23 protein-coding genes are annotated in these 20,001 nt (G+C 33.9%); 1 reads left to right on the top strand and 22 read right to left on the bottom strand.

Translation table 11 applies throughout. The features are described from left to right. Window positions 1-153: 153 nt before the first annotated feature. The 4 genes from OCV72_RS05705 to OCV72_RS05720 form a co-directional block, all read right to left on the bottom strand. Complete coding sequence (locus tag OCV72_RS05705; RefSeq protein WP_055282546.1) at window positions 154-879, bottom strand: RNA polymerase sigma factor; 726 nt, start codon at window positions 877-879, stop codon at window positions 154-156. Window positions 880-986: 107 nt separating this feature from the next. After that, window positions 987-1,124, bottom strand: a complete 138-nt coding sequence (locus OCV72_RS05710) for a hypothetical protein (RefSeq protein ID WP_172677209.1) — start codon at window positions 1,122-1,124, stop codon at window positions 987-989. Window positions 1,125-1,312: 188 nt separating this feature from the next. Continuing rightward, the gene (locus tag OCV72_RS05715) at window positions 1,313-1,765 is read right to left on the bottom strand and encodes a helix-turn-helix transcriptional regulator (protein ID WP_055282548.1); all 453 of its coding nucleotides are present in this window, start codon (window positions 1,763-1,765) and stop codon (window positions 1,313-1,315) included. Between the two features lie 150 nt (window positions 1,766-1,915). Continuing rightward, on the bottom strand, window positions 1,916-2,161 hold the full coding sequence (locus OCV72_RS05720; protein ID WP_147364210.1) for a hypothetical protein: 246 nt from the start codon (window positions 2,159-2,161) through the stop codon (window positions 1,916-1,918). Between the two features lie 648 nt (window positions 2,162-2,809). Here OCV72_RS05720 and OCV72_RS05725 point away from each other — a divergent pair. Continuing rightward, entirely contained in the window at window positions 2,810-3,877 is a 1,068-nt protein-coding gene (locus OCV72_RS05725; protein ID WP_055282553.1) for a helix-turn-helix domain-containing protein, read from the top strand. A gap of 75 nt (window positions 3,878-3,952) precedes the next feature. Here the strand turns inward: OCV72_RS05725 and OCV72_RS05730 are convergent, their stop codons facing one another. From OCV72_RS05730 to OCV72_RS05815, 18 genes are all read right to left on the bottom strand, one after another. Further along, a complete protein-coding gene (locus OCV72_RS05730; protein ID WP_055282555.1) occupies window positions 3,953-4,246 on the bottom strand; it encodes a hypothetical protein in 294 nt (97 codons plus the stop codon). Window positions 4,247-4,328: 82 nt separating this feature from the next. Further along, a complete protein-coding gene (locus tag OCV72_RS05735) occupies window positions 4,329-4,862 on the bottom strand; it encodes a VanZ family protein (protein WP_055282557.1) in 534 nt (177 codons plus the stop codon). Further along, window positions 4,831-5,562 (bottom strand): helix-turn-helix domain-containing protein, encoded by a 732-nt coding sequence (locus OCV72_RS05740; RefSeq protein ID WP_055282558.1) that lies wholly within the window; start codon window positions 5,560-5,562, stop codon window positions 4,831-4,833. The genes OCV72_RS05735 and OCV72_RS05740 overlap by 32 nt, the downstream gene beginning before the upstream one ends. Then, a complete protein-coding gene (locus tag OCV72_RS05745) occupies window positions 5,531-5,854 on the bottom strand; it encodes a hypothetical protein (protein WP_055282559.1) in 324 nt (107 codons plus the stop codon). The genes OCV72_RS05740 and OCV72_RS05745 overlap by 32 nt, the downstream gene beginning before the upstream one ends. 78 nt (window positions 5,855-5,932) lie before the next feature. Further along, entirely contained in the window at window positions 5,933-7,801 is a 1,869-nt protein-coding gene (gene glmS / locus OCV72_RS05750; RefSeq protein WP_055282560.1) for a glutamine--fructose-6-phosphate transaminase (isomerizing), read from the bottom strand. Window positions 7,802-7,835: 34 nt separating this feature from the next. Next, window positions 7,836-8,153 carry a serine O-acetyltransferase gene (locus OCV72_RS05755; RefSeq protein ID WP_172677210.1) on the bottom strand — a complete coding sequence of 106 codons (318 nt, stop codon included), beginning with the start codon at window positions 8,151-8,153 and terminating at the stop codon, window positions 7,836-7,838. A gap of 106 nt (window positions 8,154-8,259) precedes the next feature. Then, window positions 8,260-8,436, bottom strand: a complete 177-nt coding sequence (locus OCV72_RS05760) for a hypothetical protein (protein WP_155515210.1) — start codon at window positions 8,434-8,436, stop codon at window positions 8,260-8,262. 27 nt (window positions 8,437-8,463) lie between these two features. After that, entirely contained in the window at window positions 8,464-9,702 is a 1,239-nt protein-coding gene (locus OCV72_RS05765) for a nucleotide sugar dehydrogenase (RefSeq protein WP_055282563.1), read from the bottom strand. Window positions 9,703-9,744: 42 nt separating this feature from the next. After that, complete coding sequence (neuC, locus tag OCV72_RS05770) at window positions 9,745-10,887, bottom strand: UDP-N-acetylglucosamine 2-epimerase (RefSeq protein WP_055282566.1); 1,143 nt, start codon at window positions 10,885-10,887, stop codon at window positions 9,745-9,747. Between the two features lie 12 nt (window positions 10,888-10,899). Then, the gene (locus OCV72_RS05775) at window positions 10,900-11,580 is read right to left on the bottom strand and encodes an acylneuraminate cytidylyltransferase family protein (RefSeq protein WP_055282569.1); all 681 of its coding nucleotides are present in this window, start codon (window positions 11,578-11,580) and stop codon (window positions 10,900-10,902) included. After that, a complete protein-coding gene (gene neuB, locus OCV72_RS05780) occupies window positions 11,573-12,604 on the bottom strand; it encodes an N-acetylneuraminate synthase (protein WP_055282571.1) in 1,032 nt (343 codons plus the stop codon). The genes OCV72_RS05775 and neuB overlap by 8 nt, the downstream gene beginning before the upstream one ends. A gap of 2 nt (window positions 12,605-12,606) precedes the next feature. Continuing rightward, window positions 12,607-13,227, bottom strand: a complete 621-nt coding sequence (locus tag OCV72_RS05785) for an acetyltransferase (protein WP_055282573.1) — start codon at window positions 13,225-13,227, stop codon at window positions 12,607-12,609. 371 nt (window positions 13,228-13,598) lie between these two features. Then, window positions 13,599-14,237 carry a hypothetical protein gene (locus tag OCV72_RS05790; protein WP_055282575.1) on the bottom strand — a complete coding sequence of 213 codons (639 nt, stop codon included), beginning with the start codon at window positions 14,235-14,237 and terminating at the stop codon, window positions 13,599-13,601. A 1-nt stretch (window position 14,238) separates the two neighbouring features. Then, window positions 14,239-15,375 (bottom strand): Coenzyme F420 hydrogenase/dehydrogenase, beta subunit C-terminal domain, encoded by a 1,137-nt coding sequence (locus OCV72_RS05795; RefSeq protein WP_055282576.1) that lies wholly within the window; start codon window positions 15,373-15,375, stop codon window positions 14,239-14,241. A gap of 1 nt (window position 15,376) precedes the next feature. After that, a complete protein-coding gene (locus OCV72_RS05800) occupies window positions 15,377-16,177 on the bottom strand; it encodes a DUF2334 domain-containing protein (protein WP_055282578.1) in 801 nt (266 codons plus the stop codon). 3 nt (window positions 16,178-16,180) lie between these two features. After that, window positions 16,181-17,320 carry a polysaccharide pyruvyl transferase family protein gene (locus OCV72_RS05805; protein WP_055282580.1) on the bottom strand — a complete coding sequence of 380 codons (1,140 nt, stop codon included), beginning with the start codon at window positions 17,318-17,320 and terminating at the stop codon, window positions 16,181-16,183. A gap of 12 nt (window positions 17,321-17,332) precedes the next feature. Beyond that, a complete protein-coding gene (locus OCV72_RS05810; RefSeq protein WP_055282582.1) occupies window positions 17,333-18,757 on the bottom strand; it encodes a lipopolysaccharide biosynthesis protein in 1,425 nt (474 codons plus the stop codon). Continuing rightward, a complete protein-coding gene (locus OCV72_RS05815; RefSeq protein WP_055282583.1) occupies window positions 18,750-19,973 on the bottom strand; it encodes a hypothetical protein in 1,224 nt (407 codons plus the stop codon). Before OCV72_RS05815 ends, OCV72_RS05810 begins: the two co-directional genes overlap by 8 nt. Window positions 19,974-20,001: the final 28 nt, after the last annotated feature.

Consider the following 20,001-nt stretch of genomic DNA (forward strand, 5'->3'; position numbering starts at 1 on the left):
GGTTATTATGCGTAGCTGAGTTTCCGGGTATCCCCTCTTGCTATCTATATGAAATTGTCAAGGTACAAGTCCGGGCTTTTTCTTTTGAAGAATTAACCCTTCACCTATAAAGCTCGGCAGAAGGTGTTTACCAACCCCCTTTTGCAAACTTTTTTATTTTTTTCTCAATTTCTTTTTCTCAGTACTTTCTGCGAGTTCTTCCAAGCTGGCTCTCAGCTTGGCAACTGCCTTATTTCTCATGTTGTTGACTGCTGCTGAACTGATTCCATGAATATCGGCATATTCCTGATAGGTCTGTTTCTCAAAATAAAGAGCATAAATAAGTTCCTTCTGCTTATCGGTCAGCATATCCATCATGCTTTCTGTCATCATCTGCTGAACAATCATTTCCTCCATATCTAGTGCCACACTCTCACCAAGCTGCATTTCTTCCATAGCAGAAGATAAGGAAATACAGCGTTTCTGATTGCAGCTATCCAGATTGATGCTCAGGCGATCTTCTCCTCGAAGAACAAAACGCAGATACCATTCAGCCTCTTCAAAGTAAGATTCCGTCAGATTACATCCATATCCATTTCCAGCCACAGAAGAATAGCGATAACCGGAAATATCTTCGATAGGAAATACTGTTACCCGATTCTGTGCCTGATAGACCACATATCCGTTCTTATAAACAGTGATCGTGACTACGCCTACCTCGTTCTTAATAATCTTCTGAGCAACAACCGGGTATTTCCCCTCCCGTAAACTTTTACAGCTCGGTTTCTTTTCGCCTTTCTTTGGAGATTCCACCATTTCTTTCAGTTTTCTAAGTGTCAGCATGACAACCACCTTTCTGCCTTTCGGCTCCGGGCTGTCAGTAGACAAAAAAAGCAGCAAAAAAAGACTCCGATCTGCCCGGTTTTTTTTATACCGAGCGACTTGCGAAGCCTCTCCTTGCTGCTTTATGTATCAATCAGCTATACAGGGCACTCCCTGCACGCAGATTAATCAGTGTTCATATTGTCATTTTCTATTGTAGTGTTTTCAGCCTTATCAGACTTTTCATCTACCAGGAAACTAAAATCTCCCATTGCGTCATAGGGCTGATGTGTGATAAATTCCAGATATTCTTCTCGGCTCATAATCTGTTACCTCCTTTTTGATGATCTAATCCTATCAATTTTTTCCTCAAAAATCTGAACTCTTATGTTCGAATTGATTTTTACACCGAACAAATTTGTTCGATTCCTATCTGAAACACATAAAAAAAGCAACCATTCTATATGACATCAGAATGATTGCTTAACTTTTTAAATATATTTTTTTCATTTTAGATAGCAGCAGCTTTTAACATCAGTTCTATCTGTTGCACCATAATTTCTTTCTTTTTAACATCTTCAATATCCATAACTGAATTCATAGCTGCTTGTAACCTCCTCTCCAAATCCTCATTTTTACTACATTTACTCTTTATATTGGTAATCGCCTTCTGTTGCATTTCAGTACGATACCCTTTATTCAAATTCTGGGCATACTCAATACATCGTTCCCCCATGTCCGTTGGAATAAAAAAGTCCGCTGTCACATGGGGCATCACCTCTAACATTATCGCAATCTGAACCGACGTTAATTCTTTCGTTCCCTTCCAAACTCTTCTGACTGTCATCGTGCTGACATCAAGTGCCGCTGCTAACTCAGTTTGATTCACTTTATTCTGTTTACACCAGCTTTTAATTTCGCTTCCAATAGAACTTAAAGTCCGCACTTCACAGTCAGATGCCATTTTGATCACCCCCTTCTAACAGATTTCGAATATTCATCTCTTAAAAATAAAGAGAATTATAGCCGGAACAAAATGACTTGCATTTCTATCCCGGCCTTCAAGATCTGTTATCCGTTTAGAAAAAGGTAGTGATTTTTACCATCTACGGTTTCATCTCATACAGTACTTCCAGAGCGAACTTTCTCTGTTTATCCTTAACACATAACTTCCTGCTGCCAGATTCTTCCCCAATCTTAGCAGAGAGTTTCCCCCAACTACCGTCATCATTTTGTTATTTGCTACTATAAAATTTTCAAGTATTTCTCTTCTTAAAACAGTTCCACCCACAACGTCGATAACAGCCTGGTCGAATGTTATCAGACGCACCGTTTCTATCTTCTTCTTTTTTTTCTTCATAATGTATTCTCGCATTCTTCTCTGTCTTCCAAGCTATATTAGCCTTAGAAATTGTATCTATTTTACATATTTTTCACGCAAATTTAATATGTTTCTCATCAAAAAAACTTGACTTCATTTTCTTTGCATGATATACTAATGAGCGTTGTATTTGACAAGTTTTCCTATAACCATTGAAAAATGGGCATATGGAAAATAGAGCTAGAGGGAGCGAATCAACAATTGCTCAGTAATGATACATTAGTATTCGGGTTCTAGACGGATGTCTTGTACAACGTGAAATAGTACTGATAAAGCCGACACCAAGCCCATAAAATCCGACTGCCAATCGGACTAGACCAGAGGGTTGATGTCGATTTTGTCTGTATAAGCGGTTTTTAGGTCTACTCCCTTGCCAGGGGAGTAGGTCTTTTACATTATAGCATTACTGCCATTTATTGTCAATATGCACTATAACTAATGTGTTATGGTGCGTTTTTTTGTGCAAATTACATTATTTTGCGTGTCAATCATTTAACAGCGTAGTCCATTGCATGTTAAATATTTTTTTGTGCAATTTTTTGCGCTTTTATTATTTTCATCTCTTTCTGTTTGTGATACTATAGATTTAACCATTAATTTCTCTTTTTCTGAAAGGAGTCCTGTGCCATGAACAATCAAGAAATCCTCCAAAAAATCGTCGCCTATATTGAAGCCATTATGGTCGATAAATCCATGACCTCTCGTGATCTCGCCGAGATATGTGCAAAAAAGTCAGGAAAAATGTCACCTCGAACGATTGACAAAATGTTTAAAACCCCTTCTTCTACTACATTATCTACTTTGTTAAAAGTATGTGATGGTTTGGATTTAAACTTAAATGCGGTATTTCATTCCATCGAAATTGCAAAAACATCAGCAGAGAATGGGCAGCAACGTCTTGTCTATGAAATTGACAATCCCGCTTACAACGGTTATACAGGAAACTACCATGTGTTTTATCTGCCAACATCGGCTTACCCAGAAGACCATGCTGACCAGACTTTAGTACATGGAGTCCTGAAGTTGGGCGATTTCAATTCTATGCATGAATGTTCTGCAATTCTCGATATTGATTCAGGAGATTTAACTACGGAGGGTTCTCCTTTTTCCAAGCATTACGAGGGTACGTTAATCTATTCCTCTAACAGTCAGATGTTCTGCCGACTTGTTTGTAGTAAATACGGAGATATGTGGTTCATGGTTTTCAATCATGGCAATCTCAACAACAAAGAACTTGCCTGTGTTGTAGGTTGTGCTGCTACAGCTTCATCCGGACGTATCCGCCATCCAGCTATCCATCGCTTTTGTTTATGTAATATGCAGCAATATCCTGTGATAGATCCTGATACCCAATCATTAATCGAGGGGCTTCTCAGAATACAGGAAAAGCATATTATTATTAAAAAAGAAACTGTAGATACGCTTTTGAAACAGGGATCTTTTGATCCAGCCTTCCGCACAAATCTTGAAAATTATTTGAATATTGCTCAAGTATACTATGCTTTACCGAAAGGCACATTAAAGGAAGATATTCCGCTGGCAACATCAATAAAGGAACTGGCAAAATTATCTAACATATCTTCCCTTGAAAAAACATACCATATTCTTCACGAAGATGATCGTGAGTTATCATGCATCCTGAAAAACTGCCTTACTGCTCCTACTGCACCAAAAGAGACATCTGAATCAGAATAACAAAAAAGGAGCCAGGAACATCCTTTTTTCCGAATGTTTCTGACTCCTATTAGTCCTTCGCTCAATACCAATTTATCAAACGGTTACAATATTCTTTTTTACTTCATATACAGTCAAAGAGCCATCCTTTTTGCGTCTGACCTCCGCATTATTTCCCCGATCTGTAATAGCACTGATTGTATTCAATAAATATAATGCTTTTTCTGCTTGTCCTGCTCTCTCTGTATTTTTCTGCGTATGACCTGTTTTCAAATCTGATCTCATCTCCAGTCCTCCAAGTAATATAAAATCACTCATACGGATAAGGGAAAGAAAACCGCTGATGAGTTTTGACGAGCCATCCCGAAACAGTATTTTACTGTTGCTCATCCAATAGATTTCATGCCAGGTAACAGGGCTGACCTCCTGTTTCCTTTCACATTTATGATTATACTACCAGAACATACGTTCGTCAATCTCTATTTTTCTTTTTCACGAAAATATTTGCAAAAAGGCAGCCTATCATACATCCCAGTCCATTATGAATCATATCGTCCCATTCAAATAAACCACGCATAAAAATCAACTGACTGACCTCTATTATTGCTGATACCAATATTCCTACAGCCAGAGCCTGATACCACTTCACTTTATGATTTGCAATTATGGGAAGCAGGACTCCGGCAGGTAATAACAATATGCAGTTCAGCAAATTCTCTTTTAATAACGTCCAATCATGGGAGCGAATAATATCTCTCCATGACCAGAATGGTACTAATTTATACTGACGAATAGTTCCCGTCCTGGTAAATACAGTTGATCCAAATACAATTCCCAGGAACACCACCAACGCCAATACTGCTGCTACCTGAATTATATTCAACTTCTTTCTATGTACACACACTGCCATCGCTGTACATACCAGTATCAATACTCCTGTAAAAGCCAATATTTCATATCTTGACCATTGCTTATTATATGTTGTCCATATCTGGTAAATGTCCATTCAATTTCCTTTCTGTATCAATCAATCCAAATCTCAAGAACATCGGATACAAATAACTGGCACCGAATACTCCTAATTTTTTCGGTCCGTTTATATTTCCGTTCTTCTCTAACGTCGCTTTTAAAGCAACTTTCACACTACTTCTCGTTATAGATTTTTTCTTTCGATTAATCTGTATTTCATTTCCATTTACACCATATCGAAATCGTAATCCTTTTACCGTTGTAAAGGAATATCCTGAAAAAATTTCAATCGTACTCCACAAATATTTCTCCACACATTCCAAGGAAGCTCCCTTGCATATCTGTAATTGCTCAATAGCTTGCTTTCTTTTTCTGTACATTCTACAACGCTCTGCGTAAAGACTAAGTTCATCTACATTATAGATCATTTTGGTATATGGCAGATAGGAGTGTACAGATGACTTACTCAAACCAGTTGCTTTCATTATTTCCGGAATATTCATTCCCCGCTTTCGCATTGAGTTAATCTGCTCACTGTTTTCAGTATGATATATACCTGCAGTAATCAATATTTTTCGTGTTTTCATCAATGTAATGCAAAACTCTTCTGACACTTGCCTTAACGAAATACCTGTTCCATCAGCTATTCCCGAAGTATATGCCTCTACGATACAATTCTGGAACTGCTCCATTATTCTGTTCTGATCATACTCTGGTTTCTTTTTTGCTCTTCCCATTTTTCTTTACACCACTGTCATGATTGCTTTTATTTCTATTCTTCTCTCTCTTATATTCATCCCATGCATCCACTGCCTCTATGCCTGCCATCCATAGCACCAGGGTGTCTGCCCGAAGTGTTACTCCTAAATGCTTCAATATAAATGGTTCCGGCAAGAGCGAAAGCAAAAAAATCATCAATAGCATGTATGCTTTAAATAATTTGACTATATCTCTCCGCATACGTTTTCTCAAAAAACAATATCCCAAAACATAAAATATAATCACACCTGCTTTAAGCCATACTTTCATACTTTCTCCTTTTTTCGTGTCAATCCAATCAGATTATACTAACACTCTGGCACCTGTCAGTGCCAGAGCATTCTTTCCTTATTCCACAGTAACACTCTTTGCCAGATTTCTAGGCTTGTCTACATCTAACCCTTTAGCTACACTGACATAATATCCCATTAACTGCAATGGAACAACTGCCAGACTTCCCACGAAGTGTTCATCTATCTTCGGAACATAAACTGCAAAATTTACCTGATCTTCAATCTCATACTTTCCATATGTTGTCAGTCCCATCAAATACGCACCTCGACTCTTACACTCCAGCATATTACTAATGGTTTTCTCGTAAAGATCACTCTGTGTCAATACACCAATTACTAATGTTCCTGGCTCGATCAGACTAATCGTACCATGCTTTAATTCCCCGGCTGCGTATGCTTCAGAATGAATATAAGAAATTTCTTTCAGCTTTAAACTGCCTTCCAGAGAAATTGCATAATCAATTCCTCTGCCCACAAAAAACACATCATGAGCATTCGCATATTTCGCAGCAAACCATTGAAGTCTTTCTTTATCCTGCAGGATTTTCTGAATCTTATCCGGAATTGTCAATAACTCAGTAATGTAATTGCCATACTGCTCTTCTGTAATGGTATTTCTAACTCTAGCAAATTGAACAGCAAGACAATACATTGCTACAAGTTGGGCGCTGTAAGCCTTTGTCGTTGCCACTGATATTTCCGGACCAGCAAGAGTATAAAATACTTTATCTGCCTCACGAGCAATACTGCTGCCAACAACATTTACGATTGCCAGAGTTTTTATACCTTTTTCCTTTGCCAAACGCAAAGCTGCTAAAGTATCCGCTGTTTCCCCTGACTGGCTGATAACAATAACCAACGAGTTTTTATTTATTGGCATTTTTCTGTATCTAAATTCAGATGCAAGATCCACTCTTACAGGAACATCCACCAAATCCTCAATCACATACTGTGCTGCCATTCCAACATGCCAAGCTGAACCACATGCAACAATATATATCTGTTCAAATTTCTGAATTTCCTCTTCTGTAATTTCAACTGATGATAAATCAATACAATTATTTTTTATGACAGAACTCAAAGTATCCTGAACTGCTTTCGGCTGTTCATGGATCTCTTTCATCATAAAATGTTCAAATCCTGCTTTTTCTGCTGCCTCAGCATCCCACTTAATTTCTGTTGTCTGCTTTTCAATCTCATCCCCATCAAGATTAAAGAAATGAGCTTCTCCAGGTGTCAATCTGGCAAACTCCAGATTACCAATATAATAAACATTTCTTGTATATTTCAGAATAGCCGGAACATCAGAAGCTACATAGGTTTCGCCGTCTGTCACTCCAATAATCATTGGACTGTCTTTTCTTGCTACCCAAATTTCTCCCGGATAATCTTTGAACATAAGTTCCAGGGCATATGAACCACGCACACGAACCATCGTTTTAGCAATCGCATCAATCGGTCCGAGATTATACTTCTTATAATAATAGTCCACTAATTTAATTACTACCTCTGTGTCAGTCTGACTGTAAAAAGTATAACCATGCTTTAATAATTTTTCTTTAAGTTCTGTATAATTTTCAATAATACCATTGTGTACGCCAACTACTTCTGATTCTACTTCTCCAGAACCTGATCTTGTACAATTTCCAGATACATGCGGATGTGCATTAATCTGACTTGGCTCTCCATGTGTTGCCCAACGTGTATGTCCGATTCCACATGTTCCTATCAGTGCTTTTCCTTCATCTGTTTTTTCAATCAGATTGCCTAATCTTCCCTTGGCTTTAACCACCTGTGCCAAACGCTCCCCATCTCGCACAGCGATTCCAGCCGAATCGTACCCTCGGTACTCTAATTTAGACAGACCATTTAATAAAATAGGTGCTGCCTGCTGTGTTCCAGTAAAACCAACTATTCCACACATTTCAATCTCCCCATTCTTATCATTGTATTCTCTATTATTCTAACAATCTATTCTTTATTTTTTTTGCAGGTGTTCCTGCAATAATAATATTGGACTCTTCAAAATTTTTTGTCACAACAGAATTAGCCCCTATAATATTGTTGTTTCCTATTTTGACATCTCCACATACTACTGCATTTGTAAATAATGTAACATGATTTCCAAGTCTTGGTTCTCTTTCGCCACCACCATTTGATACAATTGCAGAATTTACAAATAGCCTTGCATCTTCACCAACATCTCCATTAGTTATAATAGAGCCTAAGTGGACTATACATAACCCCTTTCCACAACTGTTCAATCTAACTTTCATACCATATTTAAATCTTAATCTATTTAATTTGACCAAGCTCAAATAGTACATCCATTTTTTTCCAGTATTAAGGTAATATTCCGTTTTTCTAAGTCTTTTTTGATACTTAAAAATAGCATCGTTTTCCGTTAGCGGAAATACCCCCCCCCACTAATGTTCTCTTTGGATATTTCGCACCTTCATATTTAATCCATTCTTTCAAATCCGATGCAGAACTAATTATCTCATGTTCCCATACGGTTGAAGTATCTCTTGCGTATGTTTCATTCATTTCTATGTTCATTATTTACTTCCTCCATGCAAAATAGTATCAATCCCGTCTATATAAATCCCTTGTATATACTTTATCTTTCACATCATCTAAACAGTCATTATATCTATTTGCAATGATTGCCTGACTCTGCTCCTTAAATTTATCCAAATCATTCACAACCTTACTTCCAAAGAAAGTGCTTCCATCTTCCAATGTTGGCTCATAAATAATAACAGATGCTCCTTTAGCCTTGATTCTCTTCATAACTCCCTGTATAGAAGACTGGCGGAAATTATCTGAATTTGATTTCATAGTAAGACGATATACACCAATCACAACCTCTTTTTCCATAGAAGCATCATAAGTATTTTCATCATCATAAGCATAATACCCTGCTTTCTGTAAAACACGATCTGCTATGAAATCTTTCCTGGTTCTATTTGATTCAACAATAGCAGACATCATATTCTGTGGAACATCTTCATAATTAGCCAAAAGCTGTTTAGTATCCTTTGGTAAGCAATAACCACCATATCCAAATGACGGATTATTATAATGTGATCCAATTCTTGGATCAAGACACACACCGTTAATGATCTGCTGTGTGTTCAACCCTTTCATTTCGGCATATGTGTCAAGCTCATTAAAATATGATACTCTGAGAGCCAGATATGTATTAGCAAATAACTTCACTGCTTCCGCTTCTGTAAATCCCATAATCAAAGTATCAATATTCTCTTTAATAGCACCTTCCTGTAATAATCCGGCAAATGTATTCGCAGCCTTTACAAGTCTAGCATTTTGAATATCCGTTCCCACAATAATTCTTGACGGATATAGATTATCGTACAATGCCTTAGATTCACGCAAAAACTCAGGGCTAAAAATAATATTGTCACAATGAAATTTTTCTCTAATACTTGCTGTATATCCTACTGGAATTGTCGATTTTATAACCATAATCGCATCTGGATTATATTCAATAACCAACTTGATCACAGCTTCTACTGCTGATGTATCAAAGAAATTTTTCTTACTGTCATAGTTTGTGGGAGCAGCAATAACTACAAAGTCCGCATCTTTATACGCTGATTTTGCATCTAATGTTGCCGTTAGATGCAATTTCTTCTCTGACAGATATTTTTCAATATATTCATCCTGAATTGGAGATTTTTTTTGGTTTATTAATTCTACTTTTTCTGGAATAATATCTACTGCCATCACTTCATGGTGTTGCGATAACAAAGTAGCTATGGATAATCCCACATATCCAGTTCCTGCAACTGCAATTTTCATATTCGCATACCTCCTGCTTTACACTTCTGTTTCTACTGAATTTTAGACTATATCATAAAATTCCTTTAAAATGGACGTTCCATTTTCTAAAATTTCTTTTGTCTTTTTATAATAATTTTCTGCAGTATTTTCTACATAATACGGATTAATTATTTTTTCATTTTTCCCGGTAATCTCTTTCATTGCCTGACCGATCATACTACTGTCGCAAGTGACATCAATAACACTGTTACCATGTACTCGTCCTCTTTGTCTATCTCCAATATTAATTGTATACCTTCCTAATGACGGTGTTTCAATAATTCCAGATGACGAATTTCCTATTAATGCCACAGAATTTTTTACTAAATATAAAAACGAATCTACATTCAAGTTTTCATAATAATACGCATTTTCATGTTCATCCACATAATTGAGCCATGAAGAACGTATGATATCAGATTTTGTATCTGCATTCGTCCCCATAAAAATAACACTCATTCCATTCATATTTTCCTGCAATGCAGTCAATACTTCTTTCACCTGATCTTCCATTTTCACATCAGTTAGTGTTTCGGGATGAAAAGCTACAACCCAATATTTTTGTGGAATAAGTTCTTTTACTTTTTCAATTACTTTCTCTTCATCTATCTTGCAACAATTTTCTGCCCCTAATGCCCCAAGATAAAATACTCTTTTAGGATCTTCTCCCAACTGTATTACACGTTTTCTATATTCTTCTGTACTGGTAAAATGATACTGACTCATTTTGGTAATAGAATGACGTATAAATTCATCATAATTGCCATATGTAACTTCCCCACCATGTAAATGCAAAATTGGGATTCTTTGCATAGCTGCTGCAATCGCAACCGCCATCATTTCATATCTATCTCCAAGTATAATTAATAAATCAAATTTATTATTTTCAAAATAATTTCCAAAACAATCTAAAGCTGTTGCCATGCAATGCATCACATTCGCATTACTGTCATTCTCTATATTTAGCGGAATCTCCAAATCGATTTTAAATCCATCCTGTCGTATTATATCTACAGAGTGACCAAACTTATCTTCTAAATGTGAGCCTGTAACCAATACTGAAAACTCAATATCTTTGTCATTATCTAATAATCTTAAAAAATTTTTTACTATTCCATAATCTGCTCTTGAACCAGTCGCATACGCTACTCTATACTTTCCCATACTAACCTTCTTTTACTGATTTATAATAGTTTCGGCAATTTTAAAATCAAGTTCTGTATCTATATCTATACTGCGCTCTGCCGGCATTTTATATGCGTAACAATCTTCTCTATACAGATTTGTATTTTCCAAAAAAGCCTTCACATCTGCCATATAAATTGCCCCATTTATCCTATAAAACGTTTCTAATTTCTGTCTTTGTTTATTACTGTCTGCCCGCAAAAATCCGGATAACGAATTATTTTCTGGTAAAGTATTACTCCACAATGGCGAATGCTCCATTTCACAAACTGATACAACCGCTATTGCATCTTTCTCTTTAAATAATTCATAAGCTTTTTTTATATCTTCGTACTTTCGCAATGGAGATGTTGGCTGTAAAAGCGTAAATGTATCAAATACAATTCCCATCTCCTGATATTTTTTCAATACTTCTTTTACAACATCCCATGATGACGCTACATCTGATGCATTTTCTTCTGATCGATAAAAAGGTACTTCTGCTCCATATTGTATTGCAATCTCGCCATATCTTTCAGAATCCGTAGAAACCAATATGTGTGAATAAATCTCTGATTTCTTCGCTGCTTCTATGCTATATGCAATTAACGGTTTTCCATTTAATAATTTTATATTTTTATCTTTCAAGCCTTTCGAACCGCTTCTTGCAGGTATTATTGCTAAATTATTCATCTTCTCTATTCACTCCTTTACAAGAAATCAATTCATCTATTTCAAAATCTTTTTCAGCTTCTTTTCCCAACACCTCATACCAATGAATCGGAGAAATTCCATTTCCTGGTCTTTTACAAGTGATATTCTCTTCGGAAAACATTTCGCCTCTCATGATTTTTCTTTTTGCTACAATAGATTTTCTTGCAACGAATATATTGCTTCGTTCAGATTCAGTCACTTCTTTCGTTTCATTTCCAAGCATAATTTCAGCTTTATGCACACCTACACACAATTCTTTTAGTTCTTCTGGTGTAATAGACGCTTTATGATCAGGTCCTGGCATAGCTTTATCTAAAGTAAAATGTTTTTCGATAAATTTAGCTCCCAATCCAACAGCCACAAGAGAAGCAACAATTCCTTCTGAATGATCTGAAAGTCCGATTTTCCAATCTGGTGCTAATTCTTGAAGCTTATTCATGGCAAGCAAATTCATATCTTCCGGCTCTGTTGGATATTGTGTATTACAATGTAATACCGTAAAACTTGTGTCTTTACTTTGTTGCAAAACATTTATTGCATATTTAACTTCATCAATCGTAGACATTCCTGTTGATAGAATTACTTGTTTATTTTGACATTCAATTGCTGCTACCCTCTGTAAATAAGGAAGATTTGTAATCTCTCCTGATGGTACTTTCCATATATTCTGACCGATTTTTTGCAAAAATGAAAAAGATTCAAAATCAAATGGCGTAGAAAAAATCTGAATATCTAAAGTAGAAGCATACTGTACCAATTCCAAGTATTCAGTTTCCGTTAATGCCAATTTTTTTAACATATCTAGCTGTGAACCATTTCCATCATTTTTTTTCTGATATTCGGCTTTAGGGGCATATCTTGAAACAAGATTTTCTGGCACAAAACTTTGGAATTTAACTGCATCTGCTCCAGCTTCTTTCGCTTTTTTCATCATTTTTTTTGCCAATTCAACACTTCCATTATGATTGCAGCCAATCTCTGCAACAATTTGAATATCACTCATTTCTAATCTCTCCTCTTTATAACTCTAGCAGGTACACCTACTACAGTTACTTTCTCCGGTATATCTTTAATAATCACACTACCTGAACCAATAATTGCATTGGAACCGATTTTCAATTGACCGTTACACACAGATGAACTGCCCAAAAAAACACTATTTCCTACAATTACATTTCCATTTATGACAGAATTTGTTGATAAATGATTGTGATCACCCACTTTACATTCGTGTTCAATCAAAGCCTTTGTATTTATAACATTATTATTTCCTATCTCTGCATCAGCATTTATTACTGCCATTTTACCTACAAAATTCCCTATTCCCATTTTTGCACTGGCCGATATAATTGCTGAAGAATCAATAATATTGATTATGTTCAATCTTCGTTCTCTAATTCTGTCAAACCATAACTTACGGTATCCAACATCTCCAATAGAAACAAAATAACTATATTTTTCACAATTTGGAATATCTTCAAGTCCCGTACCCAAGATTGGTAATCCCATATGCATACCTTTTTTGTTGCTATCTATGAATCCACATAATTCATATTCTGATTTATTAATTGAATCTGCAACTGACTTTGCATGTCCACCAGCTCCTATTAAAATCAGTTTTTTCATCTAAAATCACCTCAAATCTATTTTCTAAGATACTCTCTCAGTTTATTCCAATTTTTTATACCTATTTTAACAAATGATGACACTATTCTTTTATTCATTTTTTACATATGTACATGTGGCTATCAATATAAACTTTTCCATTTAATCCACTCACTTTTATTCTATAAAATCGTTCTTTATTTTATCAAAAATTTCCTTACCCTCAAGACAAGATTGTGAAAAATAAATTTGTGAAACAAATTCCATACCATATCTCATTTCCAAAATATTTTTTATATCTCTTATCCTTTTTGATACAGCTTTACTATCCTCAATCATGTATTCTGGTTCATCTAACGTAAACTGTATAAGTTTTCCTGCTTGATTAAGCTTTATGCCCCCCCCACGAATAATGGACTCTGTAATCTATATCTGTGTACACTTTTTATATTAACCATTAAATCCAATTCGGATAATTTTTCATTTTCAGGCACAATACAACAAAAAGTATCTCCCGTTTCAATTAACCATTCTTGTATTTGTAAATATGCATTATAGACTTTTTTCAAAAAATCTGCCGATATTTTCTTTTGTAAATACCAATCCAAATTACCTGGATTTTTGCTTTTTCTCTTCAAAACTCGAACATTTATTTTATGTTGATCTGTATATAAATTCATCCCCATTCTATGATTACCATCGAGAAGCCTCATATCCTTATCTACTATAAATAAAGAATTCGGATCATATCCTTTGCTTTGATATGATGTAATTAATTTTGAGAAAGCCATGTTCCCATCTTCCTCCCGATGTTTATTACCATATGCTGCCCTACTAACCGTATTTTGCCATACAAATGTTTGTTTATTATATTCTACATAATCCTTTATATCCAAATACCTCGTAGTAGCTAGAAACTGATTATGTTCTACATTTCTTCTTAAATTCATTATATCTCCAATAGAAGCACTACATGACTGAGCCGTTCTACTATCATATAAATCTACCAACATCTTTTTTATACTAAACATTTTAATTTTCTCCTCCCAATACTTTCCATTTTATACGATTCAAAATAGTTGGTTTTGCATACTTTTCTGTCCAGAAATGAATATTCGCATCTGACTTTTCTAACTTCTTTTCAAAACTCTTCTGAAAAGTATTTCGTGGCGCTGGTAATATAATTCTTGGATTATTACGAATTATTTCTTGGCTATCTACATTTCTAATTAAAAAGTATTTTTCTACTTCATTAAAAATTTTTTTTCCTTTTTCAGTCAACACTAATACTGCCGAACACCCAAGACTATCTGTAAATTCGGGACATACTTTTTCCATTCCCCACGCATCTCCTATCAATAGATCACTCATAATATTCTGTCCCTTATATTCGCAACTCAAACATCTATTTCTTTCAAACAAACCATCTGTAAAGCATTTCAAAAAGTAACCATCATTTTTTCTAAACGTTATATGTTCAGTTCCATTCTTAAATTGAAACTTCAATCCATAATTTAAGCATCCTTTTGTTTTATCTCTCATAGACACTTTAATAATTGAACTTTCACTCATTCTTTCTTCTTCAGCTAAATATTTTTTCCATATTTTACGTTCTATAGATCCATGACATACAACTGCCAGCGTAATTAATTTATCACTTTTAACACACTTTTTTACTGCTGCAACTTGACATGGGACTCCTGAAAAAAGTACTATTTTTCCCTTTTCTACAATCTGCTTGATTTTCACTATGCAATCATTTAAATCACTTTTCACATATTTTGATCCCATCATTTTTTTGCAAATTTCTATCTCATTAGAAACAATATGTTTGGGCATAAACTCGTCATCATATATACAACCACAAACATATCCGTCCATTTCTAATACTTTTTGTGCTATTTGAAAAAAAACACCGCCTGACGAACTTACTTTTCTGATTTCATTGTTTTTGTTTTTAACTATATATCCCTCAATACAATTCAGTTCTTCTATATCTTCAGGTTTATTCAATTCAATACATACTCTTTCACATCTATTGCAATTAATACACTTTTGCAAATCAATTTCTGGATGTATGTTTTCATCAAATGATATTGCTTTGGTTGGACAAGCTTCTGCACATGCTGAACAAGAGTAACATTTTTCTTTAAAATCAAAATTTATCATATTATTTAAAACACTCACTTAAAGGAACTATTTCTGCACCATCTTTAATTACATAATTATATATTTGTTTAATTAACTTTTTCGCTTTTTCATCTGTATTTAATTGCCAATAATGAGTATATATAACAAATGGCACTTTTCTTGCTTTGCAAATATGGTACTCATAAATCAGCCGTTCATAATTATCTATTGTATATGCATTCAGTTCTTTATGCTTTCCATAGTTCATAATACCTGGATACTGTACTTTTTTTACTATCCTAAATCCCCAACGAATTATAAAATTATATATATATCTTAAATTTACTTTTCTATCTCTCACCCCAATAATGCCAGAGTAATTCATTTGAAGATCTTCTAATACTGAAATAGCTTTTTTATCAATACTATTATTAGGTGCAACAAATACTGATATATTCATACCTAACAATTTCTCTAAATGTTTTTTTCCTTTCGGTATTTCCTCTTTTAATTGACTACTACTTTTCCATTTCATTTCAGCAAGCCATTTGTTTTCACTTAGCTGATATTCATGTGAATAGCCATGTAACAATATATCAACTTTTCCCTGTTTATATTTTTCCTTTAAATATTCTAATAATTCTGTATTTTCAGCTATATCATAATATCCCATTCCAATTTCTTTTCCATATGGAAACACATCATCTCTATGAACTGGAACCGTATACGGCACAACTGAAAGAGATACACAATCATCCTCATTTAAAAAATCATATGCTCTTTGTAAATCTTTAGGTTTTGTAAAATATGATGTATCATCATCCCGAATAGCAACTTTCATTTTTTATCCTTTCGTCATCTCGAATAACATGTTTTCTAAATACTCAATCGAATCCCTTCTCTGTTCCTCCAAAATCGGAATCACATTTTTGTAATCTATAGAAATATCTTCTGCAGTCAAATTATCCATATTATGAATTATTCTATTTGATAATCCAAAGATATTTAAAGCACTATATAATCTGGAATTTTCAGATGATTCCTCTGAATCACTGCTTTTACAAAAAGAGAAAAAATTTCTTTGGAAATTTATCGAAAACATAGTTCCATGAAATGAATCTGTACAAATTAAAGCAGCCCCTCTTATCAATGATAAAAATTCTTTAGGACCTCCCCATACTTTTTTATAATCATTATTTTCCATTTCTAAATATGCTGCCGGAAGACTTATTATTTTCCAATTTGTTAATTTTTGTATCTTTTCTACAGCCCTTCTATGTTCTGATTTTTCTCCCAAAAAATAAACCAAAATATATGGCTCTTTAGGTATCTCAAACTCGCAATATTTTCCCCACTCTTTAGCAGATAATAACAATGTTGGATCTAATACACATTTAACTTCTTTTTGTGTAATACGGCTTAACAATTGCGCTCCATCCTGCTCTCTGCATGATAAAAAGGAAAAATTAGATAATTTTTTTCTATATTCCTTTTCTTTCTCGTCAGATAATGATTTTACCGCTAAGCTCGGACCATAACTGCCTTTTTTCGATTTGTTTTCAACAAATGGCAAAAAAAATGCTTCCGGCGAGTTCGCAACAAAAGGATTCCAAGTCTGGTCACTACCTACTACATATCCATCATATACTGGTGGATTTTCCATTAACTGCTGTGTGGTTGTATATTTCTTTTTTCCTACATGCAAATATGTTTTATAAAACTGTTCAAATAATTCATTCTTTTCCTTTATTTTTTCTCTCGAATCAGCCAACGCTCGATATTTTTTTCTTTCTTTAATATACACTGGCATTCTTTTTATTCTTAATTTAAGCATTTCATATCTTGATAGAGAATTATCTTGTTTAAAATCTATTAACTCTGCCTGATAGCCTAGTTGTTCTACCTTTTCCTGCAAGGCAAGAGCCTGCAGCATTGTACCGTAATTATAATAATGATGATATGTAATTATTCCTATTGTTTTCATAATTTATTTCTCCTAACGATCTAAATATTTTGCTAACATTATTTTTCCTTTTCTCATTATATTAATTATCAATTTTCTATTAGCAGCAATCAAAGCAACAAGAATGATTAATTGTATTATTACAGGCACTATAGTAAATCCACCTAAACAGACTATGAATTGTACAACTAACAAGATATACATTATTGTATGTTTTAGAAAATTCACTCGTATATGTATATACCTTTTACTTCTTTGTAATCTAACTAGCCAAATAACAATGTTAGACACAAGTGTTGCAACTGCAGCACCCATTACACCAATATAAGACACTAATACAAAATTTAATATGGTATTTACGACTGCACCTATCATAGTTGAATATGAGAATATTTTAGTATCTTTTACTGCTGTAAAAATGCTCCCTAAAAAGCCAGCCAAACCACCAAAGACGAAAGAAATCATCAATGGAGGAACATATTTCCATGCTACAAAAAAGCTCTTTGCATATAAAATATGTGCAAATGGAATAGTTAATATAATTAACATTGAACAACACAAAACTAAAAAACCATTATATGCCTCATACATATCAGCAACAAAATGATCACTATCTTCTGGATCAAAATCTTTTATGGCTGATAACTGCCATGCCTGCGTAAATATATCACTACATGCAGTCAGCATAGTCGGTATTTTATATGATACCGTATAAATTCCATTCGCAGTTGCACCTAAAATCCATGTAACAATATATCTATCCGATGAACTATTAATCCACCAACCAATTTTATTAAAAATTAACGGAAACCCAAATTTTTGCAATTCCTTAACTGTAGTTTTATTTACTTTATTAAACTTAATGTGTTTATGTATTTTCAGTCGTACAGATCCCCAAGCTACAGCCATAAAGGTTCCCAGGTAATTAGCTATTAAATATCCATTTAACCCACACTTCAGCACAACCAACAAAACAACATTTAATACACATGATGCTATTGTGGTAATCAAACTCATTTCAACCATATATTGTACTTTATCAATACCTCTGGCATAATTAGTCAGTACATTATACAGCCCTGTAGACAATACCATTAAATAAAATGCAACTAAATATGATGTATTAATTTTAAAGAAAGGAAGTATTCCTATTATAATTGTACAAATAGCACATAATACCATTCCTTTCAGGCAAACAAATAACCCGCTTGATATTACTTCATCGGATTCATACTCTTTATCAAAGCAAAATCTTAATATTGCACTTTCGATGCAAAGGATAATGATTGGTAATACCAAATTGGCAGAAGTACTTACTATGTCCCCGATTCCATAGTCTGCTGTAGATAAACAATTAGTATATAAAGGAACCATAAGGAATGCTATTATCTTAGGACCAAAACTACTTATCCCAAATAAAATAAAATTTTTCGATAAATATTTATATTTCTTATTCATATGAATTGCTCGTTACTCCTTGACCCAACGTCACTCTAATAAATGATGTCCTTTCTACTGAGCATAACATCACCGCAAATTGCGTTACGAAAAGACTATTCCAAAATACCGATTGACCAAATATTGAAATGATACATGTTAAAACATAACATTTACTATATAAATCTGATTCTTTCCATATATTCCAAAAAAGTTTCAAATATAAAAGCAATCCAAATACACCGTAAATTAACATACAATTTCCAATAGCATTAACAAAGCCCAAATATGAAAGATCAAGACTTAATTTATATTTACTTAATGCCACTTCTCCAGAACGCATATAATTCTCTACATTCATATATGGTATTCCTAATACTTTATAGATCAAAGGCGCAGCCCAAAACAATTGAAATCCCAACACAAGCCTAACTGAATTAGATGTATTTGTAACCGAAATATTCATCAACTTATTTAATGCCGTTGAAAAAATACTCAAGTTTGAAAATGCTCCTATACCTATTATCAAAACACCTACTATCATTAACGAATTAAAATATTTCCCTTCGCTTCTGGCACTTACAAACGAATAAAACAGCCATATTACTCCGGTCATTAATATTCCCGTTGAAGATGTCGATAATAAAATGCTTATCGAAATAAATACCATCCAAATATGCTTTTTTCTTTTCATACACATACATAAAAGCGGTAATATCCATGTACAGTATGCTGCCGGTTCTAAAAAGAAAGAATGTGGTCTATCATAACCCAATAAATAATTTTCGCTATTTGACTGCAAAAATGGAAATATATTAATTGTAGACACTGATTGTCCCAATATATATACCTGGAAAGATTGGTAAAAAATTCCAGCCATAACAATGATTCCTATAATTTTCCAGACCCTAAATAAATTTTCCTCATCAACTTTTTTATATATACACGATAATATTAATAAGTATAAAACTCTCTCTACCCAGAGTCCTGTATTAAATCCAGTTATAAACATCCTGAAAAAATCATGCACTATCATAAATAAGAAGAAGATAAATAAAGGTTTATATAAATAAAATTCTCTATACTTTATAAAATAAATAGCTACAACAGCAATTACACAAATTAAACCTAAATGAAGACCTGCAATTTCATACTGATTGATCAGGCAAAACAATGGGATAAAAATTTCCATCAAACTTATCTTCTTTTTTCGTCTATTATTTATTCCTTCATTCATTATTTTCCCTCACATCAATAATCTTTCT

This window comes from Dorea amylophila (genome assembly GCF_025567265.1).
Classification (GTDB): domain Bacteria; phylum Bacillota; class Clostridia; order Lachnospirales; family Lachnospiraceae; genus Dorea_A; species Dorea_A amylophila.